Source organism: Pseudomonas sp. W17 (assembly GCF_040268305.1).
GTDB classification, from domain to species: domain Bacteria; phylum Pseudomonadota; class Gammaproteobacteria; order Pseudomonadales; family Pseudomonadaceae; genus Aquipseudomonas; species Aquipseudomonas protegens.
Map to the genome: position 1 here is coordinate 5,335,523 of NZ_CP158490.1, position 20,683 is coordinate 5,356,205.

Below are 20,683 nucleotides of genomic sequence, written 5' to 3' on the forward strand. Positions count from 1 at the left end.
CTCAGCCCTCCTCGCTCATCCGGCCTTCGCTGGCGACCTGCAGGCGAAACAGCGCGCCATGACCCACTTCAACGTTCAACAACTGCTGGCGCGGCAGCCCTCGAGCCCGGGCCAGCAGCAGGCGCATGACCCCGCCATGGCTGACCAGCAGCACACGCTGCCCGGCGCAGGCCTGGTACAAGCGCTCTATCGCCCCTAGCACCCGCAGGGAGAACAGCTCTACCGGCTCGCCCCCAGGCGGGGTGAATGCATAGGGATCGGCCCAGAAACGTCCCAGATCATCGGCGTCGGTTTCCATCAGCGCCGCCGCGCTCTGCCCTTCCCAGGCACCAAAGTGCAGTTCCTGAAGATCAGGCTCGAGGCTCAGCGGCAACTGCAGCTGCTCCGCCATTTCTTGGGCGAAACGCGCACAGCGCTGCAAGGGCGAACTCAGTACCCGGTCCCAGGGACCCCGCCCCTGGACGGCTTCACGCATCTGTTGCCAGCCCGTTGCAGTCAACGCATCGTCCAGGCTGCCGCGCAGGCCACCACCCAGTTCGGTTTCACCGTGGCGCAACAGGTCCAAGTACAAGGTCATGCCGGACGATCCGCCACCGCTGCTTCGGCGAAAGTCGCCATCTGCCCGTGCAGGTCACAGGCCAGCCGCAGCAACGGCACTGCCAGGGCGGCGCCGCTGCCTTCACCCAGGCGCAGGCCCAGGTCCAGCAAGGGTTCGGCTTGCAGGGTCTGCAGCACATGCCGGTGCCCGGGCTCGGCGCCCTGGTGGGCAAACAGCAACCAGGGCGCGCAGGCCGGATTCAGACGCACCGCCACCAACGCGGCGACGCTGCAGATGAAACCGTCCACCAGCACCGCAATACCCTCCTGGGCACACGCCAGGTAAGCCCCGACCAACGCCGCCACTTCAAAGCCACCCAGGTTGAACAGGGTCTGCAAGGCATCGCCGCGAGAGGCATCGTGCAGCGCCAGGGCACGCTCGATAACCTGCGCCTTGTGATTGACCCCCTCGGCATTCAGGCCGGTGCCCGGCCCGGCCAGTTGCGCCACTGGAATACCCAGCAGGGCACAGGCAATGGCACTGGCTGCGGTGGTATTGCCGATGCCCATTTCACCGCCGATAAACAGCTGGGCGCCGTCGGCATGAGCCCGCAGCGCGCTGTCGCGGCCGGCTTGCAGGGCCTGCTCGCCCTGTGCACGGGTCATCGCCGGCCCCTGGACAAAATTCTGCGTGCCGGCCCCCAGGTTCAGGTGGCGCACCCCCGGCAGGTTCAAGCCTGGCGTCACTGTGCCCAGATCCACCACCTCCAGTTGCGCCTGCAGTTGCCGGGCCAGCACGCTGATGGCCGCTCCGCCGCTGACGAAGTTCAACAACATCTGCCCGGTGACTTCCTGCGGGTAGGCAGAAACGCCCTCGGCCACCATCCCATGGTCACCGGCGAAGATGGCGATCCATAGCCGCTCGATGCCGGGCTTGAGCCGTCCTTGCAGGCCCGCCAGGCGTACCGCCAGTGGCTCCAGGCGACCGAGAGAGCCGGCCGGCTTGGTCAGTTGCTGCTGACGCGCCAGGGCCTGCTCGACCATCTGGGTGTCGATTGCCTTGCACGGTTCCAGCCACCAAGAGTTACTCATAACGCAGTTCCTTTCAAAGTCAGGGGCAGGCCGGCGACCGTCAGCACCACTCGCTGACACCGCTCGGCCAGGGCTTGATGCAGCCAACCGGCTTCATCCACATAGCGGCGAGTCAATTCGCCCAGCGGCACGACACCCATTCCGGTTTCGTTGCTGACAAAAATGATCTCCCCCGGCAAGTTCGCCAGGCAATGCAACAAGGCCTCGCGTTCGGCGGCCAGACGCTCGGGGTCCTCAAGCATCAGCAGGTTGGTCAGCCACAGGGTCAGGCAGTCCACCAGCAGGCAGCGCCCTTCGCCGGCAGATTCCTGCAGCACCCGGGCCAGCTCCAGCGGCTCCTCGATCAAGCCCCAATGGGCCGGACGCCGCTCGCGATGATGGGCAATGCGTTGATTCATCTCGCCATCCAGGGGCTGGCTGGTGGCGATGTAGGTCACCGCCAGGGCGCTGTCACCGGCGAGCTTTTCAGCGAGGCGGCTCTTGCCGGACCGGGCACCGCCGAGGATCAGTTGCAACATGCTTGGGCACCTCTGATAGGGAAGACGGCCTGGGTTGAGCGCTCAAAGGCCACAGAGCCGACGCAGTGCAGCGGTGTCCAGGTGATGCTCCACCAGGTCCGCCAGACGCTCGATATCGCGTTCACGCAAGGCGTGGTAATCCACCTCCTGCACCGCTTCGAGCCCGGCCCAGCGCAACAGCGCACTGCAGGCCGCAGGGGTTTCGAACAGACCGTGCAGGTAAGTCCCGAGGATCTGCCCGTCGGCGCTGCAGGCGCCATCGCTGCGACCGTCGTCCAGTTGCACGGCGGCCAGCTCCAGGGCCGGCCCGCGAGTGACCCCGGCGTGAATTTCATAACCACTGACCGCGGCATTCTCCAGGCTCAGGCGACCACTGACGTTACGCAGCTGTTTCTCTTCTTCGAGCACGGTTTCAAATGCCAGCAGGCCCAGGCCGGGGCTGGAGCCCGCAGCGCCTTCGAGCCCGAGCGGGTCATGCACCTGCTCGCCAAGCATTTGCAGGCCACCGCAGATGCCCAGCACTTTGCCGCCGTAGCGCAGGTGGCGGGCAATCGCCCGATCCCAGCCGTTGCTGCGCAGGAAGGCCAGATCGCCCCGTACGCTTTTCGAGCCGGGGAGGATGATCAGATCGGCAGCAGGAATCGCCTGGCCGGGGCCGATGAATTGCAAGTCGACCTGAGGATGCAGGCGCAACGGATCGAAATCCGTGTGATTGCTGATGCGCGGCAGCACCGGCACCACCACCTTGAGCAACTGTTCGACCTTGCCCACCTGGCGTTGGTCGATACCGTCCTCGGCTTCCAGGTGCAGGTCCAGGACATAGGGCAGCACGCCGATCACCGGCTTGCCGGTACGGGCCTCCAGCCAGTCCAGGCCCGGTTGCAACAACGCCAGGTCGCCACGAAAGCGGTTGATGATGAAGCCCTTTACCCGGGCCTGCTCACTGGGAGACAGCAGTTCCAGGGTGCCCACCAAATGGGCGAAGACCCCACCGCGGTTGATGTCGGCGATCAGCAGCACCGGGCAGTCCACCGCCTCGGCAAAGCCCATGTTGGCAATATCGCCGGCCCGCAGGTTGATCTCCGCCGGCGAGCCGGCACCTTCCACCATCACCACCTGATAAGCGCTTTTCAGGCGCTCATGGGAAGCCAGTACGGCCTGCATGGCGATGGCCTTGTAGTAGTGATAGGCCACCGCGTTCATGCTGGTCACGGCGCGGCCGTGAATGATTACCTGAGAGCCGGTATCGCTATTGGGCTTGAGCAGCACCGGGTTCATGTCGGTGTGGGGCGCCAGATTGGCCGCCTGGGCCTGGACGGCCTGGGCCCTGCCGATCTCGCCGCCATCGGCAGTCACCGCACTGTTGAGGGCCATGTTCTGGGGCTTGAACGGCACCACGCTGACACCCTGGCGCCGCAGCCAACGGCACAGGGCCGTCACCAGGGTGCTCTTGCCGGCATCCGAGGTGGTGCCTTGAACCATCAGAGTGCTCATGGATATTCCTTGCGATAGGCCTGCAGCGCCTGTTCCAGGCGATCCCAATCGGCCTCCTCGGCGGGCAGGCCGAAGCGCAGGCTGCTGTTATGGGTGAACAGCCGCAGGAGAATGCCGCGGCGCGCCATGAAGTGATAAAGCGATTCGGCCTCGGCACTGATCAGCCACTGAAACAGCGCGCAACCGCCCTGGGGCTTGAGACCATGGCGCTCGAGGACTTCAACCAGACGCTCGCTCGCCGCTTCGCTGCGCAACCTTTGCCGGGCGTGCCCCTGGGTATCGCGCAGGCAGGCCTGCCCCACCACCCGGGTCGGCCCGCTGACCGCCCAGGGTCCGACCTGCTCCGCCAGCAGTTTGAGCAGCCGGCGCTCGGCCAGGACAAAACCCAGGCGTACTCCGGCCAGGCCAAAGAACTTGCCGAACGAACGCAACACAATCAGCCCCACCTGATGGGCGTGGCGGGCCAGGCTCAGGTGCGGGGTGTTGTCCATGAAGGCTTCATCCACCACCAGCCAGCCACCACGCTGAGCCAGGCGCGCGTGCCAGTCCAGCAGGCGCTCCGGGGTCAGGCTCAGGCCGGTAGGGTTGTTCGGGTTGACCACCACCAGCACATCGAGGCTGTCGAGGAAGAAATCCACTTCCTGCTCCAGCACTTCGCGTACCCGGTAGCCGCTGCGGCGCCAGGCTTCGGCGTGCTCGGCATAACAGGGCGACAGCACACCGACCTTGCCCGCTCGACGCAAGCGCGGCAGCAACTGGATTGCTGCCTGGGAGCCGGCCACCGGCAGCACTTCACTGGCGCCATAGTATTCGCGGGCCGCCTGTTCCAGTCCGTCATCGGTTTCCGGCAGGCGCGCCCAGGCACGCAGCGCAATGGGCGGCAGGGGAAACGGCCAGGGCGCCAACCCGCTGGACAAGTCCAGCCAGGCATCTTCGGCAATCCCGTATTGCTCGGCCGCCTTGCGCAGTCGTCCGCCGTGCTCAAGCATAGAATTCAGCCCCCAGGCAAAGAATCAGCAGCCACAGCCAGACACCCCGCTGCACCAGCTGCCAGCCACGATCAATGGAACCGGCACTGGCCGGCTCGCCTTCACCCAGTTGCGGGCGCTGATGCAGCTCACCGTGATAAATCGCTGCGCCACCCAGCTCCACTCCCAGGGCGCCCGCCCCGGCCGCCATCACAGGGCCAGCATTCGGGCTGTCCCAGGTCGGGCCCTGGCGGTGCCAGCACTTGAGTGCCAGCCGGGTCTTGCCCAGCAAGGCGTAAGTCAGGGCCACCAGGCGCGCGGGAATGTAATTGAGCAGGTCGTCAATCTTCGCCGCAGCCCAGCCAAAACGTTCGAAGCGCTCGTTGCGGTAGCCCCACATCGCATCCAGGGTATTGCTCAGACGGTAGAGCACCACCCCGGGCGCGCCGGCCACGGCAAACCAGAACAGCGCGGCGAACACCGCATCGCTGCCGTTTTCCAGCACCGATTCGGTGGCCGCGCGGGCCACTTCGGTGGCGTCCAGCTCGCTGGTCTGGCGACTCACCAGAAACCCCACCCGGCGGCGCGCTTCTTCCAGATCGTCACTGCGCAACGCCTGGGCCACCGGCTCCACATGCTCGCCGAGGCTGCGCAGGCCCAAGGCGCAGTACAACGCCAGGATTTCCACCAGCCAGCCGACGTAGGGCAACCAGGACAGCGCTGTGGCCACCAGGGTCAGGGGCACCACCGCCAGCACCCAGGCGGTGACGCCATGGCTGCGCCAGCCACGGCCGGCGGAGTTGAAACGTTGCTCGATACGATCGGCCACACGGCCGAACGCCACCAGCGGATGCCAGCGCCTGGGTTCGCCCAGCAGCGCATCCAGCGCGACCCCGGCGACACTCAGCAAGGCCACACTCATTGACTCACTCCCCAGTAATTCTCATACAACAACTCACTCAGCGGCCGCGGTTGCGCCCAGCCTTCCAGTGCCAGCATCGGCGCCGGGTAGAATTCGGTGACCGGGCCCAGACACAGCACGGCCACGGGCTTGGCACCTGCCGGCAGCCCCAGCAGATCGGCCAGGGCCTGAGGATCGAACAAAGACACCCACCCCATTCCCAGGCCTTCGCTGCGGGCCGCCAGCCACAGGTTCTGGATGGCGCAGGACAGGGACGCCAGGTCCATCTCCGGCAGGGTCCGACGGCCGAAGATGTGTCGTTCGCGGTCATCCATCAAGGCGGCCACCAGCACCTCGGCACAATCGCTGATGCCTTCGACCTTGAGCTTCATGAACTCGTCGGAACGCTCACCCAGGGCTTGGGCTGTGCGCACCCGCTCCGCCTCCACCAACTGCTGGATGTGCTTGCGCAACAGGCGGTCGCTGATGCGAATAAAACGCCAGGGCTGCATCAGCCCGACACTGGGCGCCTGATGCGCTGCTTCCAGCAAGCGCCGCAGCACTGCCGGCTCGACACTGCCACCCGCGAAATGACGCATGTCGCGGCGCTCGGCGATGGCCCGGTAGACCCCCTCGCGCTGCGCCTCAGAGAACCCCTGCTCACTCACCCGCCACGCCCTCGGCTAAAATCGGCTGAACAGGCGCGCCCGGCGCAAACAACGCCGCCACCGCCGCCGGATTGGACGGGAAATAGAAGTGCACATAAGAGGCCGTCATCCGCCCCTGGCGATACACCGCTTCCGCGCCGCGCCCGCCGTTGGGGCTGAGCCCACGGGCGATGGGCAGCAGCTCGGTGCTGGTCAGGGAATGGTGATAGGTGTGGCCGCGCAGACTGCCTTCGGGCAAATCCACCGCTTGCAAGGCCAGTGCCGCCAGGCGCTTCTGCATTACCGCATCTCCGGGCAGCAGGCCCAGGAGCTCGGCACGCTGGCCTTCGACATCGGTCAGGGAGTCCAGCAGGTAGAGCATGCCGCCGCACTCGGCGAGCAGCGGCTTGCCGGCCGCGTGATGGGCACGAATGGCCTGCAGCATGCTGCTGTTGCGGGCCAGGGCCTGATGGTGCAATTCGGGATAGCCGCCGGGCAGGTACAGGCTGTCCGCGTCGGGCAGCTGGGTATCGTGGATCGGCGAGAAGAAGCTCAACTGCGCCCCCATGGCTCGCAACAGATCGAGGCTGGCGCCATAGGTGAAGGCAAACGCCTCGTCCCGCGCCACGGCAATCCGCACGCCCTTGAGCAGTGGCGCGCAAGCCACCGGCGTGGGTGCGGCAAAACTCACCGCTGGCGGCAGTTCCACCTGGCAACTGCTGGCCAGGGCCTCGGCGGCGGCATCCAGGCGCAGGTCCAGATCATTCAGCTCGCTGGCCTGCACCAGCCCCAGATGGCGGCTGGGCAGCTCGATATCGGTTTCCCGGGACAAGGCGCCATACCAGCGCAAGCCTTCCGTCAGGCTGCCTTCCAGCAACTGCGCATGGCGCAGGGTACCAACCCGGTTGGCCAGCACCCCGGCAAACGGCAGGTCCGGCTGGTAGCGCGCCAGGCCCAGAGCCAGGGCGCCGAAGGTCTGGGCCATGGCGGTGCCATCGATCACCCCCAGCACCGGCACGCCGAAATGCCGCGCCAGATCGGCGCTGGAAGGGGTGCCATCGAACAGGCCCATGACCCCCTCGATCAGAATCAGGTCGGCCTCTCCCGCCGCCTCCCAGAGCAGACGGCGGCTTTCCTGCTCGCCCACCATCCACATGTCCAACTGGTACACCGCGGCACCACTGGCGCGCTCAAGAATCATCGGGTCGAGGAAATCCGGGCCGCACTTGAAGACCCGGACCTTGCGCCCCCGGTTGCGGTGCAAGCGGGCCAGGGCCGCGGTCACCGTGGTCTTGCCCTGGCCGGAAGCCGGTGCGGCGATCAGCACTGCCGGGCAATGACGAACATCAGTCATGAATTCACGCTCACAGCTCGACACCTTTCTGCGCCTTGATCCCGGCCTGGAAGGCGTGCTTGACCATGCCCATCTCGGTCACGGTATCGGCCAGCTCGATCATCTCCGGCTTGGCGCCGCGACCGGTCACTACCACATGCTGCATGGGCGGACGGGCCTGCAGGTCACTGAGCACCTGATCCAGTTCCAGGTAGCCGTGCTTGAGGGCAATGTTCAGCTCGTCGAGCACCACCAGGCCAATATCCGGGTTGCTCAGCAACTCCCTGGAAACCGCCCAGGCGGCTTCAGCCGCAGCGATATCGCGCTGGCGATCCTGGGTTTCCCAGGTAAAGCCTTCGCCCATCACGTGAAAGCGCACCTGCTCGGGGAAACGCCGGAAGAACAGTTCTTCGCCGGTGCTGTTACGCCCCTTGATGAACTGCACCACGCCACACTGAATACCGTGGCCCATGGACCGCGCCAGCATGCCGAAGGCCGAGCTGCTCTTGCCCTTGCCGTTGCCGGTCAATACCAGCAGCAGACCGCATTCGTTGGGCGAGTTGGCAATGCGTTCATCGATCACGGCTTTTTTGCGCAACATGCGCGCCAGATGGCGCTCGTCACGATCGGGGGATTCACTCATGGGGCAGCTCTCCGTTGGGGCTGGGGAACGGGGGGCAGGGAAAAGGAACAGACGGCGCTAGCCTGGCATCGCCCACCGTGATGCCGTTGGATGGATCAGGCCGGTCTCCGGGCTCATGAGCGGCATGGCTGCCGGACTGCGCGCCTTCCCGTGTCATTGACACAGTGGCGTCAGGCGCAGTCTTGACTCATCTACCGTTGCGGGGGCAGCGCCGGAATCGTCGTCGGCTCCATCACTGGAACAGACCCTGACCGGCTTCCCTGTTTCACTCTGTCGGCCACCGGCCACAGAGCACCTGAAACAAGTCGCGAAGGTTAGAGGGTTGGGGGTGGAGCGTCAATTAAAGCCGGCCGTCGCCCCCGGCACAAAACTGCACTGCATCAATAAACTGACGCCAATCTTGTGCCACACTCAGAGCAATGATATCAAATAGCCACTTTTCAGCGCCCCAGGCGCCAACCACACAACAATAAGGGGTGAGTTCGATGCAAGGCATGATCATCAGCAATCCGAAGCTGGAATTCCTGCGCCCGATGCTGGAACGCTGGTTCGATTGCATCGATCGTTACAACGCGGTTCGCGGCGATAACGAAACGCCCTACTGGTTCGACGAGCAGGCCAATCTCGGGCTGCTCAGCGCGTCGGCCTGGATGGCCGAGATGGTCAGCCTGGAACACAGCCCCAGCAGGAAACAGCAGGAAGAAGGTGCGCGCAACGCCCGCACCGACCTGTACCTGGCCACCAAGGAAGAGCGCGCCTACATCCACGCCACCCAGCGCTGGCCAAGGGTCAACAGCCTGAACCTGACCCAGGCACTGCTGGACGTTGCCCAGGACGCAAGAAAGATCAGCTACGCCAGCGACCTGAGACTGGGTTGCCTGTTCGTTGCCCCACAAAAATCCCAGCACAGCGCTACCCCGGAAGAACTCCAGGACATGCTCGACGAACTGCAGAAGGAGCACTGCTGCGCCGTGGCCTGGTACTTCCCCTATGCCTATCGCAAGCTGCACAACGAGGCCGGCCACTACCACCCGGGCGTCGCCGTGCTCTTCAAGGAGGCCCGCTGATCGGGCGGAACCATCGACTGGCTATGCTTCTCTATGACTACGACGTCCGTGCACTCATAGGGAAATTCGCATGCTCAAGCTTCAGCACAGCCTACTGATCGCCATCGCCGCCGGCCTCGCCGCCTGCGGCGAAACTTCCAGCCTGCAGGTATCCGACGGCACCGGCCCCAACCCCAAGCTGCCAGAACCTAACCCGACGCTGATCCCCACGGTCAACATCGCCCCCGCCATCGGCTGGCCGCAAGGTGCAAAACCCCAGGCCGCGGCCGGCACCCAGGTCAAGGCTTTCGCCGAGAACCTCGACCATCCACGCTGGCTCTACGTCCTGCCCAATGGCGATGTGCTGGTGGCGGAAACCAACGCCCCGCCCAAACCGGATGACAGCCAGGGCATTCGCGGCTGGATCGCCGGCAAGATCATGGGCCGTGCCGGGGCGGCCGTGCCCAGCGCCAACCGCATCACCCTGCTAAGGGACCAGGATCACGATGGTGTGGCGGAGACCCGCACAGTGTTTCTGGAGAACCTCAATTCGCCCTTTGGCATGACCCTGGTGGGCAATGACCTGTATGTGGCCGATACCGACAAGCTACTGCGCTTTCCCTATCAGAGCGGCGAGACCCAGATCAGCGCAGCCGCCACCAAGGTGGTCGACCTGCCCGGCGGCACCCTCAACCATCACTGGACCAAGAACGTCATCGCCAGCAAGGACGGCAGCAAGCTCTACGTCACCGTGGGCTCCAACAGCAACGTCGGCGAAAACGGCCTGGACAAGGAGCAAGGCCGAGCGGCGATCTGGGAGGTGGACCGTGAAAGCGGCCAGCACCGCCTGTTCGCCACCGGCCTGCGCAACCCCAATGGCCTGGCCTGGGAGCCGGCCAGCGGCGCACTCTGGACCGCAGTCAACGAGCGGGACGAAATCGGCAGCGACCTGGTGCCGGACTACATCACCTCGGTCAAGGATGGCGCGTTCTATGGCTGGCCCTTCAGCTACTACGGGCAACATGTGGATGTACGGGTCAAGCCGCAGAACCTCGACCTGGTGGCCAAGGCCATCGCCCCGGACTACGCGGTAGGCCCGCACACCGCGTCGCTGGGGCTGACCTTCGCCGACGGCAGCAAGCTCCCCGCCCCCTTCACCGAAGGCGCCTTCATCGGCCAGCACGGTTCCTGGAATCGCAAGCCCCATAGCGGCTACAAGGTAATTTTCGTGCCATTCAGCGCCGGCAAGCCCAATGGAGCGCCGATCGATGTGCTTAGCGGCTTTCTCAATGCCGACGAGAAAGCCATGGGACGCCCGGTCGGAGTGGTGATCGACCAGCAAGGCGGGTTATTGGTGGCAGACGATGTCGGCAACAAGATCTGGCGAGTGTCCGCCGCCAAAGCCCCCTAGGCTCAACGCTTGCGGCACAGCGTCAGACCATCTCCCAGCGGCAGCAGCGACAGATCGATACGCGAGTCATCCTTCAAGGCGCGATTGAGCGCCTGGATGGCTCGGGTATCCTCGCTCAGGGAATCGGTCTCCAGCACGCGCCCGCTCCACAGGGTGTTGTCGAACACCAGCAGCCCGCCAACTCGCAACAGGCCCAGCGCAGCCTCCAGGTAGGCCGGGTAGTTGGCCTTGTCGGCATCGATGAAGATCAGGTCGAAACAGCCAAGCTGCCCCGCTCGCTCCAGGCTGGCCAGGGTATCCAGGGCCGGGGCCAGGCGCAGTTCGATGCGCTGGCCCACCCCCGCCTCCTGCCAGTAGCGCAGGGCCGTAGCGTTGTAGTCGCCGGGAATGTCGCAGCAGATCAGAGAACCGTCTTCAGGCAGCGCCTGGGCCATGCACAGGGCGCTGTAGCCGGTGAAGGTGCCGACCTCCAGCACGCGACGGGCGCCGGTCAACTTCACCAGCAACGCGAGGAACTGGCCCTGCTCGGGCGCCACCTGCCAACGGGCGGTGGGCAATGCCTGGGTTTCATCCCGCAGACGACGCAGCAGGGGCGTTTCACGCAGGGAAACGTCCAGCAGGTAATGGTAGAGGGCATCGTCGAGGTTCAGCGTCCGAGCGGTCACAGGCACCTCGACCAGAGAAGATTAGGGATTGCGCGCCAGGTGTTCTGGCTGCAGGACGCGCTTGGCGCTCAGGTAGGCCTTCTGCCAATAGGCCTTGGACAGGCTGTCGAGCTTCACCGTGCCGCCAGTGGCCGGCGCATGCACGAAGCGCCCTTCCCCCACGTAGATGCCCGCATGGCTGACCTGGGAGCCGCCATTGGTGGCGAAGAAGATCAGGTCGCCGGTCTGCAGCGCGTTCTTGCCCACGTCCGGCGCTTGCATGCCGATCATTTCCCGGGTTGAACGCGGCAGGGAAATACCCGCCGCATCGCGGTAGACGTAACCGATCAGGCCACTGCAGTCGAAACCGGCATCCGGAGTGTTGCCGCCCCAGCGATAAGGCGTGCCCACCAGCCCAAGGGCGCGGAACAGCACGTCTTCGGCAACCGGAGAGAAGGTTTGGGAGGAGTTGAACACCGGAGCACGCACCACAGGCGCAGGCGGCGGGGTACGGCTGGCACAGGCGCTGAGCAGCGCTGCGAGGGCAATGAGAGCAAAACGGGCTGAGGTCGACATAAGCTGGACAATCCTGATCGGGATGCGGCTTTCTCTGCCGTGGCACTGAAAACAAAACCGCGTAAGCAAGGCTTACGCGGTTAGTTTCAACAATAGATCAGGATTCTAGCGCCTACACGCCAAACTTCAAGTAAGACTTTAACTTCGCCCTACAAATAGTCCGCTTATTTGCGTGCAGTGACCACGGTTGGAGCCATGGCGAGTGCGCGCTTGGCTTCGATGAAGGTCTTGCTCCAGTAGCTATCGCCCAGGCTGTCGACCCGCACACCGCCACTGCGACGGCTGCTGGAGTGGATGAACTGGTCATCGCCCAGGTAGATACCTGCGTGGCTGACGCGCCCACGGCCGTTGGTGCTGAAGAACAGCAGATCACCCGGCTTGAGATTGTTGCGCGCTACCAGAGGCGCTTTCACGTTGATCATTTCGCGAGTGGAACGCGGCAGGTTCATGCCCGCCTCTTCACGAAACAGATAACCGATGAAACCGCTGCAATCGAAGCCGGCTTCCGAGGTACCGCCGAAACGGTAACGGGTACCGATCAGGGACATGCCGCGCTCGAGGATGCTGTCAGCCAGAACTGGCAACTGGTAAGGCTTGCTGTCAGAGAACTCTGCCAGTTCCTTTTCAGTTGCCAGCTCTTCCTGATAAACAGCGGAAGACTGGTTTTTGACGGAGACTTGAGCCTGCTGGACAGGTTGCTGCTGGGACACCGGAGTGTGGGAGGCGCAACCAAACAACAGGGTGACGAGTGCGAGAGGCACGAGGGGTGCGAAGCGATTTAGCATGGGCACGACCGTGGCTTGAAATAAAAGAAGACGCGACTATGCCTTCTATCGCCCTCATTTGCAAATTCAATCGATCAGAATGTGACTTATGAGTTTCTTCCGTACATCTAAGGCTTTAAGCCCATTTTAAGTCCGCCCACCTCTGGAAACCCTTCCAAAGGTGCGTTTTCTGGCGCCTGGAATATGCCGAAGGTTGCTCCAGAAAGCCCTGGACGCCTTGTCTTTACCAGCCCAGGGTCTCTTTCAGAAAAGGGATGGTCAGCTTGCGCTGGGCCTGCAACGAAGCCTGGTCGAGGCGCTCGAGAAGCTCGAACAGGGCACTCATGCTGCGAGTACCGCGGGTCAGGATGAAATGCCCGACCTCGTCGGTCAGATGCAGCCCCCGGCGGGATGCCCTTAGCTGCAAGGCACGCAATTTGTCTTCGTCGGAGAGCGGGCGCATCTGAAAGATCAGCGCCAGGGTCAGGCGGGACTTCAAATCCGCCAGCTTCACCGGCAACTCGCGAGGCGAGGTCGAGGCCGCGATCAACAGGCGCCGACCACTGTCGCGCAAGCGGTTGAACAGATGAAACAGCGCTTCTTCCCAATCCGCCTTGCCAGCCACTGCCTGCAGGTCATCCAGGCAGACCAGCTCGTACTGTTCCAGGTTGTCGAGAATCTCGATACCGCGATCCAGAAGCTCCGCCAGCGGCAGATACACCGCCGGCTCCCCCAACTGCTCGAAACGCAGGCACGCGGCCTGCAGCAAGTGCGTGCGGCCCACGCCATCCTTGCCCCAGAGGTAGATCAGGCTTTCGGTCCAACCGGCGTCGGCTTCGCAGAGGCGCTCGACGTAGCCGAGTGCTGCGGCATTGGCGCCTGGGTAGTAGTTGATGAAGGTGGCGTCATCACGCAGACGCACACCTAGGGGCAGCTGAATCGGTTTCATGCTGACTGAACAGTTCCAAACGAACCGTTAGTGGCCTCTGTGTAAAGTTTGCAAAGTTTATACCCGTGACGCCGAGCGCACAATGCAGCAGACCACAAGCAAAATCAAAGGTTTGCGACAGCCAAACGCAATCGAAGGGCGTTCCTTGACAGCTACCGTGACGGCCGGCCAAGCGCCGCCAACCGTCACGCAGGCCCGCGCGCCCCTTTACAACTCGGGGTCTTCAGCACCGCTGTAGAGATCCGAATCCTTGTACAGATCATGCACATGGCGCACCAGCACCATGATCACCGCTGCCACCGGCAGCGCCAGCAGCACCCCGGTAAAACCGAACAGTTCGCCGCCGGCAAGAATGGCAAAGATCACCGCCACCGGGTGCAGGCCGATGCGATCGCCCACCAGCAACGGCGTCAGCACCATGCCCTCAAGGGCTTGCCCCACCATGAATACCGCGACAATGCCGATCATCGGATACAGGTCGCCACCGAACTGGAACAGCCCGGCAATCAGCGCCGCGCCAATGCCGATGACAAAGCCCATATACGGCACGATTGCCGCCAGACCGGCAATCAGACCGATCAACAGCCCCAGCTCCAGCCCCACCAGCATCAGGCCCGCGGCGTAGATCACCCCGAGAGCCAGCATCACCAGCAATTGCCCGCGAACAAAAGCCCCCAGCACTTCATGGCACTCCCCGGCCAGAGACACCACCTGCTCTTCGCGGCTGCGTGGCAACAGGCTGCGGATCTTGGCCATCATCAAGTCCCAGTCCCGCAGCAGATAGAAGCTGACCACCGGGATCAGCACCAGATTGGCCAGCCAGCCAATCAGCGCCAGGCCCGAAGCCGTTGCCTGGCTCAGCACCACGCCGACGATATCGGTGGTCTGGCCCATGTGCTCGCTGATGGCCGCCTTGACCTTGTCGAACTTCCAGAAGCCGTCCGCCAGACCGAGCTTGGACTGCACCCAGGGCATGGCGCTGTGCTGGACCCAATCGAGCATCTGCGGCGCCAGTTCATAGAGCCGCACCAACTGCTTGGCCAGCATGGGCACCAGCACCAGCAGCAGGGTCATGACGATCAGGGTGAACAAGGCGAATACCGCCACCACGCCCCAGGTCCGCGACAACCCCCATTGCTCCAGCCGGTCCACCAGCGGATCGAACAGGTAGGCCAGCAACAACGCCACCAGGAACGGACTGAGGATCGGGTGCAGCAGGTAGACGAACCCGCAGGCCAGGAGCACGACACCCAACCAGACCCAACGACGCGTATCAGCCATATACCTCTCCAGCTTCTATATAGAAGGAAACAATCTGCTACCAACGAAAACGCAGTTGGGCCTGCGGCGCCACCGGGGCGGTCCCTTCAGCGCCTTGTACAGGAGCTTGCGGCGCAGGCGCTTCACCCGCCGGAATCTCTTGCAGCTTGGCCAGCGACAGTTGCGCCCGCAGCTGCTCCGCACTGCCGTTGACGCGATAGACGATCCGATCACCGTCAACGCTCTGCAACTGCGCACCAAAAGGCTCCAGCAAGTGCCCAAGGGCCGCGTAATGCTCCAGAGTCATGCCCTGCACTTCCAGCAACTGCTCGCTGGAAGCACCAGGACGAGTGACGAAACGGGGCGCCAGACGCTGGCTCACCGCCAGCAACACCCCATCGGCCAGGGCCGCGGTATCGGCGCCCTGGACAGTGCCCTGCTCCTTCTGATCGCCCAGCCACAGCCGCCACTTGGCTTGCCATTGGCCACCTTCTTCCCGGGCATGTACCGCCAGCAACGCATCAGCACCGTAACGCTCGGAGGCTTCACGCAGCGGCGCCGGATCGGAACCTTCAAGATTCGGCGCCGTGGCGACGATCTGTTCGTTCAGATCCCCCAGCGGCAGGCGCAGGGGCAAGCCACGATGTTGAGCCGCACGCCGCAAGGGCGCCGCGCTGGCCTGGCCATCCCCCACCAGGCTCGAGCCTTCGGTGGAATCACTCAGCCACCAGCCGATGATCGACGGCCGGTTGTTGCCCCAGAGCGATAGCCCGGCCTGACGCAGGGCGCGATCGGTGGTGACCGGATCGAAATCCACCTGCAGGCTTTCCGGCGGGCCGGCGTCGTAGCCGTACTGACTGATGATCTGCTGCGGGTCCTTGCGGATCGCCGCCAGCCCTGGCCCCTGGGCGGCCTTGGCGTCGCCAGTGAGGCGCAGCACCAGGGTTTCCAGGGCCCGCTGCGTGGCCTGGTCGCGCTCTTCGGGCGACTGGCTGCTCACAGGCTCACGCACTTGATACAGGCCATTGAGGGTTTCGGCATGACTCGCCAGGCTGACCAATGACAAACAGCCCACAAACAGAAATTTACCCAGACGCATGGAAGATTCCCGACGACAGAAAACGATTGAAACAGCGCACTTGAACCGCGGCGAGCAAGGCTGTGACCACAAGCCTGGGCAAAACATTCACCCGGCGCCCGATAGTTTTCGCGCTGTCATAACGATAGCCACTTGAGCGCTATACCTTATACAGGCATGGGCAGCAGCACCAACACGACCAATCGCGGTTTTTTTTACCAGGATATGCCTCTCCCCGTCGGCCCGAGGATGGCCGCTGCCCCTCAAGCCTGATAAAATCGCGCGCCTTCGCAGACCGGCATCAGCTGGGCACCCTGAAACACTTTTCCTGTGTTTCCGGCAGTCTCACTGGTTCGGTCGATACCCCTGAATCCCCCCTAAAGGCCTGGATCATGAGCAAGCAACCCTCCCTGAGCTACAAAGACGCCGGTGTAGACATCGACGCCGGTGAAGCATTGGTCGAACGCATCAAGAGCGTCGCCAAGCGCACTGCGCGCCCGGAAGTCATGGGCGGCCTGGGCGGTTTCGGCGCCCTCTGCGAAATCCCGGCCGGCTACAAGCAACCGGTGCTGGTCTCCGGCACTGACGGCGTCGGCACCAAGCTGCGCCTGGCCCTGAACCTGAACAAGCACGACAGCATCGGCATCGACCTGGTGGCCATGTGCGTCAACGACCTGGTGGTCTGCGGCGCCGAACCGCTGTTCTTTCTCGACTACTACGCCACCGGCAAGCTCAACGTCGATACCGCAGCCCAAGTGGTAACCGGCATCGGCGCTGGCTGCGAGCTGTCCGGCTGCTCCCTGGTGGGCGGCGAAACCGCTGAAATGCCCGGCATGTACGAAGGCGAAGACTACGACCTGGCCGGCTTCTGCGTAGGCGTGGTGGAAAAGGCCGAGATCATCGACGGCTCGAAAGTTGCCGCCGGCGATGCCCTGCTGGCCCTGCCCTCCTCCGGCCCGCACTCCAACGGCTACTCGTTGATCCGCAAGATCATCGAAGTCTCCGGCGCCGACATCGAAAGCATCCAGCTGGACGGCAAACCACTGACCGACCTGCTGATGGCGCCGACCCGCATCTACGTCAAGCCACTGCTGAAGCTGATCAAGGACACCGGCGCGGTCAAGGCCATGGCCCACATCACCGGTGGCGGCCTGCTGGACAACATCCCGCGCGTGCTGCCAAAAGGCGCCCAGGCCGTGGTCGACGTGGCGAGCTGGCAGCGCCCGGCGGTCTTCGACTGGCTGCAGGAAAAAGGCAACGTCGACGAGCACGAAATGCACCGCGTGCTGAACTGCGGCGTGGGCATGGTCATCTGCGTGGCCCAGGATCAGGTCGAGAACGCCCTGAAGGTCCTGCGCGAAGCGGGCGAGCAGCCATGGGTCATCGGCCAGATCGCCACCGCAGCCGAAGGCGCGGCCCAGGTCGAGCTGAAGAACCTCAAGGCTCACTGATGCAAGAGCGGATGTCGCCGACCTGTGATGTTGTGGTGCTGTTGTCCGGCACCGGCAGTAACCTGCAAGCCTTGATCGACAGCGTGCACACCGGCGACAGCCCGGTGCGCATCGCCGCCGTGATCTCCAACCGCGCTGACGCCTATGGCCTACAGCGCGCCAAGGAAGCGGGTATCGCTACCCGCTTCCTCGATCACACCGCCTTCGAAGGCCGGGAGGCCTTCGATCAGGGGCTGATCGAGCTGATCGATACCTTCCAACCCAAACTGGTGGTCCTGGCCGGATTCATGCGCATTCTCAGCGCCGGATTCGTCCGCCACTACCAGGGCCGGCTGCTGAATATCCACCCCTCGCTGCTCCCGAAATACAAAGGGTTACACACTCATCAGCGGGCGCTGGAGGCCGGAGATACGGAGCATGGCTGCAGCGTGCACTTCGTCACCGAGGAACTCGATGGCGGCCCTCTGGTCGTACAGGCTGTGATCCCGGTAGAGTTGCACGACTCGCCGCAGAGCCTGGCGCAGCGAGTGCATGTCCAGGAACACCGGATTTACCCCATGGCCGTACGCTGGTTTGCCGAAGGTCGGCTGACGCTCGGCGATCAGGGTGCTTTACTGGATGGTCAATTACTGGCCGCCAGCGGCTATTTGATTCGAACCTAGGAGATTTTATGCGTCGCGCCCTGCTCTTCGCTTGCGCTCTGTTCGCCCTGCCGGCTGTGCAGGCGGCAGACCTTCACCCGTTCTCCGCCAGCTACACCGCCGACTGGAAGCAACTGCCCATGAGCGGCACGGCTGAACGCAGCCTGGAAAAAACCGCCAATGGTGCATGGAAACTCAGCTTCAAGGCATCGATGATGATCGCCAGCCTGAGCGAGGAAAGCACCCTGACCCTGGACAAGGACACCCTGGTGCCCCAGTCCTATCGCTTCGAGCGTGGTGGTCTGGGCAAAGCCAAGAAAGCCGACCTGGATTTCGACTGGAAAGCCAAGATGGTCACCGGCACCGACCGTGGTGATGCGGTCAAGCTGCCGCTGAACACCGGCATGGTGGATAAATCCACCTACCAGCTGGCCCTGCAGCACGATGTGGCAGCCGGCAAGAAGACCATGAGCTATCAAGTGGTCGACGGCGGTGAAGTCGACACCTATGACTTCCGTGTCCTGGGCTCGGAGAAGGTTGACACCAAGGCTGGCCAGATCGATGCGATCAAGGTCGAGCGCGTTCGCGACCCGACACAGAGCAAACGCATCACCGTGATGTGGTTCGCCAAGGACTGGGATTACCTGCTGGTGCGCCTGCAACAGGTGGAAACCGACGGCAAGGAGTACAACATCATGCTTCTCAACGGCACCGTTGACGGCAAGACGGTCAAAGGCAGCTGAGCCGCAGCAGTCACGAAGCCTCGCGAAAGCGGGGCTTTTTTTTGCCCGGGATTTGGCTCCCCGCCCGCACAACAAGCCCCGGCACAAGCCCTCGAAGATGAAACTTTTGTCATGAAGCGGTACGCCCTGCGGCGAAATGTCACGGTTTACGCGGGCTGCAGGATTTTCTTCGATTCTGCAAAGGTTTGTTGCAGCGCCAGGCAATTTACTTAGCAAGCTAACAAAATATATAACAGAGTCCTGCACACGCCTTGCTGCAGATCAACAGAGATTGGAGCTAGCAGATGACTGTAAAAGTAACTGAACGCGACGATTCACATATGTCCCATGAAGGCGTAGCCGCGGGTGTACGGATCTGGGATGTACATCAACAAGACATGCTGGTGGGCATGTTCCACTCCGAGAGCGACGCCCACAGCTACAAGGCTGAATTGGAAAAACTCGAGCAGAACCGCGCGCCCCAGAGCTCCTGACTCGACCTCAGTGCCGGAGTGCCGGGGTCTCCACGCGGATCAACGGCCTCCCCCACAAACGACAAACCCCGCCATGAGCGGGGTTTGTCGTTATCCAAGGCTTACCACATCAGATCGTCGGGGATCTGGTAGGCCGCGTACGGATCATCTTCATCCGGCGCCTCGGTAGGCGTATTGAGCTGCACGATTCGGCGCGGGTCGCGCTCCTGGATCTTCAGCGCGGCTTCCCGCGGAATCACCTCGTAGCCGCCGCCATGGTGGACGATAGCCAGGGAGCCGCTGCTCAGCTTGTTGCGCATGAGGGTATTCACCGACAGGCGCTTGACCTTCTTGTCGTCGACGAAGTTGTAGTAGTCCTCGGTGTTCAGCTTGGGCAGCCGCGACACTTCGATCAGCTGCTTGACCTGCGCCGCACGGGCTTTCTGCTCGGCCTTTTCCTGTTGCTGACGGTTGAGCTCCTGGTCGCGCTTGACCTTCTCGGCCATGGCTTCCTGGGCCGCACGCTGCTGGGAGTCATCGAGTTCGATCTGGCCTTTGTGGGCCAGGCGCTGCTGCTTCTGCTTGTCTTTGCTGACCTGCTTGGCCTGCTTTTGGTTGACCAGCCCTGCTTTGAGCAACTGGTCGCGAAGGGAAAGGCTCATGGTGCTTACTCACTTAGGCAACGGCCTCAGCCGCAGCTGGGCAAATTCTTTTCCTGACGTTTGGCTTCGCCCCACAGGGCATCCAACTCTTCGAGGGTGCAATCTTCCATGGGACGGGCAGTGTCGCGCAATGCCTGCTCGATAAATCGGAAGCGTCGGTCGAACTTGGCGTTGGCACCGCGCAGGGCGGTTTCCGGGTCGACCTTGAGGTGCCGGGCCAGGTTGACCACGACAAACAGCAAATCGCCGATTTCATCGGTGATCGCCGCCGCATCGTTGTCGGCCATGGCTTCCAGCACTTCATCCAGTTCTTCACGAACCTTGTCCACCACCGGCAGGGCTTCGGGCCAGTCGAAACCGACCTGGGCCGCACGCTTTTGCAACTTGGCGGCGCGGGACAAGGCCGGCAAGGCCACCGGCACATCATCGAGCAGGGACAACTGCTGGGGAGCCTCGGACTTCTCCGCGCGCTCCTCGGCCTTGATCTGCTCCCAACGCTCCTTGACCTGGTCTTCATCGAGCCGCGGGATGTCCAGCGGCGCGTAAAGGTCCCCGGTAGGAAATACATGGGGATGCCGGCGGATCAGCTTGCGCGTGATGCCGTCCACCACCGCGTCGAACTCGAAACGCCCCTCCTCCCGGGCCAGCTGGCTGTAGTACACCACCTGGAACAGCAGGTCCCCCAGCTCGCCCTGCAAGTGGTCGAAGTCGCCGCGCTCGATGGCGTCGGCCACTTCATAGGCCTCTTCCAGGGTATGGGGGACGATGCTGGCGTAGTTCTGCTTGATGTCCCACGGGCAGCCGTACTGCGGGTCGCGCAGGCGCGCCATGAGGTGGAGCAGGTCTTCAAGGCTGTACATCAGTTCATCCATT

Annotated in this window: 23 protein-coding genes and 1 riboswitch; of the genes, 6 read left to right on the plus strand and 17 right to left on the minus strand. The window is 63.4% G+C overall.

The genetic code is table 11. The features are described from left to right. Position 1: 1 nt before the first annotated feature. The 9 genes from cobC to cobO are packed head-to-tail and all read right to left on the minus strand — an operon-like array spanning position 2 to position 8,133. Complete coding sequence (gene cobC / locus ABCR88_RS24335; protein ID WP_041119472.1) at positions 2 to 577, minus strand: alpha-ribazole phosphatase family protein; 576 nt, start codon at positions 575 to 577, stop codon at positions 2 to 4. Then, positions 574 to 1,629 (minus strand): nicotinate-nucleotide--dimethylbenzimidazole phosphoribosyltransferase, encoded by a 1,056-nt coding sequence (gene cobT / locus ABCR88_RS24340; RefSeq protein ID WP_350403634.1) that lies wholly within the window; start codon positions 1,627 to 1,629, stop codon positions 574 to 576. The genes cobC and cobT overlap by 4 nt, the downstream gene beginning before the upstream one ends. Then, complete coding sequence (gene cobU / locus ABCR88_RS24345; RefSeq protein ID WP_041119473.1) at positions 1,626 to 2,147, minus strand: bifunctional adenosylcobinamide kinase/adenosylcobinamide-phosphate guanylyltransferase; 522 nt, start codon at positions 2,145 to 2,147, stop codon at positions 1,626 to 1,628. Before cobU ends, cobT begins: the two co-directional genes overlap by 4 nt. A 42-nt stretch (positions 2,148 to 2,189) precedes the next feature. Continuing rightward, a complete protein-coding gene (locus tag ABCR88_RS24350) occupies positions 2,190 to 3,641 on the minus strand; it encodes a cobyric acid synthase (protein ID WP_337153953.1) in 1,452 nt (483 codons plus the stop codon). Beyond that, on the minus strand, positions 3,638 to 4,630 hold the full coding sequence (cobD, locus tag ABCR88_RS24355) for a threonine-phosphate decarboxylase CobD (RefSeq protein WP_011062691.1): 993 nt from the start codon (positions 4,628 to 4,630) through the stop codon (positions 3,638 to 3,640). The genes ABCR88_RS24350 and cobD overlap by 4 nt, the downstream gene beginning before the upstream one ends. Beyond that, positions 4,623 to 5,531: an adenosylcobinamide-phosphate synthase CbiB gene (cbiB, locus tag ABCR88_RS24360; protein ID WP_015636637.1), complete on the minus strand. Its 909-nt coding sequence runs from the start codon at positions 5,529 to 5,531 to the stop codon at positions 4,623 to 4,625. The genes cobD and cbiB overlap by 8 nt, the downstream gene beginning before the upstream one ends. After that, positions 5,528 to 6,178, minus strand: coding sequence for a 5,6-dimethylbenzimidazole synthase (gene bluB / locus ABCR88_RS24365; protein WP_011062693.1), 651 nt, complete (start codon positions 6,176 to 6,178; stop codon positions 5,528 to 5,530). The genes cbiB and bluB overlap by 4 nt, the downstream gene beginning before the upstream one ends. Then, entirely contained in the window at positions 6,171 to 7,511 is a 1,341-nt protein-coding gene (locus tag ABCR88_RS24370; protein ID WP_350403635.1) for a cobyrinate a,c-diamide synthase, read from the minus strand. Before ABCR88_RS24370 ends, bluB begins: the two co-directional genes overlap by 8 nt. Before the next feature lie 10 nt (positions 7,512 to 7,521). Next, on the minus strand, positions 7,522 to 8,133 hold the full coding sequence (gene cobO, locus ABCR88_RS24375) for a cob(I)yrinic acid a,c-diamide adenosyltransferase (RefSeq protein WP_350403636.1): 612 nt from the start codon (positions 8,131 to 8,133) through the stop codon (positions 7,522 to 7,524). Between the two features lie 80 nt (positions 8,134 to 8,213). Beyond that, positions 8,214 to 8,447, minus strand: a riboswitch (cobalamin riboswitch). 171 nt (positions 8,448 to 8,618) lie between these two features. On the opposite strand from cobO, the gene ABCR88_RS24380 reads away from it, so the two are divergent. Beyond that, the gene (locus tag ABCR88_RS24380) at positions 8,619 to 9,200 is read left to right on the plus strand and encodes a hypothetical protein (protein WP_011062696.1); all 582 of its coding nucleotides are present in this window, start codon (positions 8,619 to 8,621) and stop codon (positions 9,198 to 9,200) included. A 70-nt stretch (positions 9,201 to 9,270) separates the two neighbouring features. Continuing rightward, a complete protein-coding gene (locus tag ABCR88_RS24385; protein WP_350403637.1) occupies positions 9,271 to 10,590 on the plus strand; it encodes a sorbosone dehydrogenase family protein in 1,320 nt (439 codons plus the stop codon). Positions 10,591 to 10,592: 2 nt separating this feature from the next. Here ABCR88_RS24385 and ABCR88_RS24390 read toward each other — a convergent pair whose 3' ends face one another. The 6 genes from ABCR88_RS24390 to ABCR88_RS24415 all read right to left on the minus strand — a co-directional run bounded on the left by ABCR88_RS24390 (position 10,593) and on the right by ABCR88_RS24415 (position 15,882). Next, on the minus strand, positions 10,593 to 11,255 hold the full coding sequence (locus ABCR88_RS24390) for a class I SAM-dependent methyltransferase (protein ID WP_011062698.1): 663 nt from the start codon (positions 11,253 to 11,255) through the stop codon (positions 10,593 to 10,595). Between the two features lie 21 nt (positions 11,256 to 11,276). Then, a complete protein-coding gene (locus ABCR88_RS24395; RefSeq protein WP_350403638.1) occupies positions 11,277 to 11,810 on the minus strand; it encodes a C40 family peptidase in 534 nt (177 codons plus the stop codon). A 164-nt stretch (positions 11,811 to 11,974) separates the two neighbouring features. Then, positions 11,975 to 12,595, minus strand: a complete 621-nt coding sequence (locus tag ABCR88_RS24400; protein ID WP_015636644.1) for an NlpC/P60 family protein — start codon at positions 12,593 to 12,595, stop codon at positions 11,975 to 11,977. 223 nt (positions 12,596 to 12,818) lie between these two features. Next, on the minus strand, positions 12,819 to 13,523 hold the full coding sequence (gene hda / locus ABCR88_RS24405) for a DnaA regulatory inactivator Hda (protein WP_007898944.1): 705 nt from the start codon (positions 13,521 to 13,523) through the stop codon (positions 12,819 to 12,821). A 207-nt stretch (positions 13,524 to 13,730) separates the two neighbouring features. Then, entirely contained in the window at positions 13,731 to 14,804 is a 1,074-nt protein-coding gene (locus tag ABCR88_RS24410) for an AI-2E family transporter (RefSeq protein WP_011062701.1), read from the minus strand. Between the two features lie 37 nt (positions 14,805 to 14,841). Next, entirely contained in the window at positions 14,842 to 15,882 is a 1,041-nt protein-coding gene (locus tag ABCR88_RS24415) for a DUF2066 domain-containing protein (protein WP_315868654.1), read from the minus strand. A gap of 371 nt (positions 15,883 to 16,253) precedes the next feature. Here ABCR88_RS24415 and purM point away from each other — a divergent pair, with 371 nt between their 5' ends. The 4 genes from purM (at position 16,254) to ABCR88_RS24435 (ending at position 19,169) form a co-directional block, all read left to right on the plus strand. Further along, the gene (gene purM / locus ABCR88_RS24420) at positions 16,254 to 17,312 is read left to right on the plus strand and encodes a phosphoribosylformylglycinamidine cyclo-ligase (RefSeq protein WP_011062703.1); all 1,059 of its coding nucleotides are present in this window, start codon (positions 16,254 to 16,256) and stop codon (positions 17,310 to 17,312) included. Between the two features lie 11 nt (positions 17,313 to 17,323). Beyond that, positions 17,324 to 17,974 (plus strand): phosphoribosylglycinamide formyltransferase, encoded by a 651-nt coding sequence (gene purN, locus ABCR88_RS24425; RefSeq protein WP_015636646.1) that lies wholly within the window; start codon positions 17,324 to 17,326, stop codon positions 17,972 to 17,974. 8 nt (positions 17,975 to 17,982) lie between these two features. Continuing rightward, on the plus strand, positions 17,983 to 18,696 hold the full coding sequence (locus tag ABCR88_RS24430) for a DUF3108 domain-containing protein (RefSeq protein ID WP_011062705.1): 714 nt from the start codon (positions 17,983 to 17,985) through the stop codon (positions 18,694 to 18,696). 284 nt (positions 18,697 to 18,980) lie between these two features. Beyond that, positions 18,981 to 19,169, plus strand: a complete 189-nt coding sequence (locus tag ABCR88_RS24435) for a hypothetical protein (protein WP_011062706.1) — start codon at positions 18,981 to 18,983, stop codon at positions 19,167 to 19,169. Positions 19,170 to 19,270: 101 nt separating this feature from the next. Here the strand turns inward: ABCR88_RS24435 and ABCR88_RS24440 are convergent, their stop codons facing one another. Together ABCR88_RS24440 and mazG are read right to left on the minus strand one after the other, a co-directional pair. Beyond that, positions 19,271 to 19,810 (minus strand): DUF2058 domain-containing protein, encoded by a 540-nt coding sequence (locus ABCR88_RS24440; RefSeq protein WP_011062707.1) that lies wholly within the window; start codon positions 19,808 to 19,810, stop codon positions 19,271 to 19,273. A 26-nt stretch (positions 19,811 to 19,836) separates the two neighbouring features. Continuing rightward, positions 19,837 to 20,670 (minus strand): nucleoside triphosphate pyrophosphohydrolase, encoded by an 834-nt coding sequence (gene mazG, locus ABCR88_RS24445; protein WP_011062708.1) that lies wholly within the window; start codon positions 20,668 to 20,670, stop codon positions 19,837 to 19,839. Positions 20,671 to 20,683: the final 13 nt, after the last annotated feature.

Excerpts from the sequence above, each read along its gene's own strand:
- purN (WP_015636646.1), top strand. The coding sequence starts at position 17,324 with ATGTCGCCGACCTGTGATGTTGTGGTGCTGTTGTCCGGCACCGGCAGT.
- mazG (WP_011062708.1), bottom strand. The coding sequence starts at position 20,670 with ATGTACAGCCTTGAAGACCTGCTCCACCTCATGGCGCGCCTGCGCGAC.
- ABCR88_RS24410 (WP_011062701.1), bottom strand. The coding sequence starts at position 14,804 with ATGGCTGATACGCGTCGTTGGGTCTGGTTGGGTGTCGTGCTCCTGGCC.
- cobT (WP_350403634.1), bottom strand. The coding sequence starts at position 1,629 with ATGAGTAACTCTTGGTGGCTGGAACCGTGCAAGGCAATCGACACCCAG.
- cobC (WP_041119472.1), bottom strand. The coding sequence starts at position 577 with ATGACCTTGTACTTGGACCTGTTGCGCCACGGTGAAACCGAACTGGGT.
- cbiB (WP_015636637.1), bottom strand. The coding sequence starts at position 5,531 with ATGAGTGTGGCCTTGCTGAGTGTCGCCGGGGTCGCGCTGGATGCGCTG.
- purM (WP_011062703.1), top strand. The coding sequence starts at position 16,254 with ATGAGCAAGCAACCCTCCCTGAGCTACAAAGACGCCGGTGTAGACATC.
- ABCR88_RS24395 (WP_350403638.1), bottom strand. The coding sequence starts at position 11,810 with ATGTCGACCTCAGCCCGTTTTGCTCTCATTGCCCTCGCAGCGCTGCTC.
- ABCR88_RS24430 (WP_011062705.1), top strand. The coding sequence starts at position 17,983 with ATGCGTCGCGCCCTGCTCTTCGCTTGCGCTCTGTTCGCCCTGCCGGCT.
- ABCR88_RS24440 (WP_011062707.1), bottom strand. The coding sequence starts at position 19,810 with ATGAGCCTTTCCCTTCGCGACCAGTTGCTCAAAGCAGGGCTGGTCAAC.
- ABCR88_RS24370 (WP_350403635.1), bottom strand. The coding sequence starts at position 7,511 with ATGACTGATGTTCGTCATTGCCCGGCAGTGCTGATCGCCGCACCGGCT.
- ABCR88_RS24400 (WP_015636644.1), bottom strand. The coding sequence starts at position 12,595 with ATGCTAAATCGCTTCGCACCCCTCGTGCCTCTCGCACTCGTCACCCTG.
- ABCR88_RS24415 (WP_315868654.1), bottom strand. The coding sequence starts at position 15,882 with ATGCGTCTGGGTAAATTTCTGTTTGTGGGCTGTTTGTCATTGGTCAGC.
- ABCR88_RS24435 (WP_011062706.1), top strand. The coding sequence starts at position 18,981 with ATGACTGTAAAAGTAACTGAACGCGACGATTCACATATGTCCCATGAA.
- hda (WP_007898944.1), bottom strand. The coding sequence starts at position 13,523 with ATGAAACCGATTCAGCTGCCCCTAGGTGTGCGTCTGCGTGATGACGCC.
- ABCR88_RS24350 (WP_337153953.1), bottom strand. The coding sequence starts at position 3,641 with ATGAGCACTCTGATGGTTCAAGGCACCACCTCGGATGCCGGCAAGAGC.
- cobU (WP_041119473.1), bottom strand. The coding sequence starts at position 2,147 with ATGTTGCAACTGATCCTCGGCGGTGCCCGGTCCGGCAAGAGCCGCCTC.
- ABCR88_RS24385 (WP_350403637.1), top strand. The coding sequence starts at position 9,271 with ATGCTCAAGCTTCAGCACAGCCTACTGATCGCCATCGCCGCCGGCCTC.
- cobD (WP_011062691.1), bottom strand. The coding sequence starts at position 4,630 with ATGCTTGAGCACGGCGGACGACTGCGCAAGGCGGCCGAGCAATACGGG.
- ABCR88_RS24380 (WP_011062696.1), top strand. The coding sequence starts at position 8,619 with ATGCAAGGCATGATCATCAGCAATCCGAAGCTGGAATTCCTGCGCCCG.
- cobO (WP_350403636.1), bottom strand. The coding sequence starts at position 8,133 with ATGAGTGAATCCCCCGATCGTGACGAGCGCCATCTGGCGCGCATGTTG.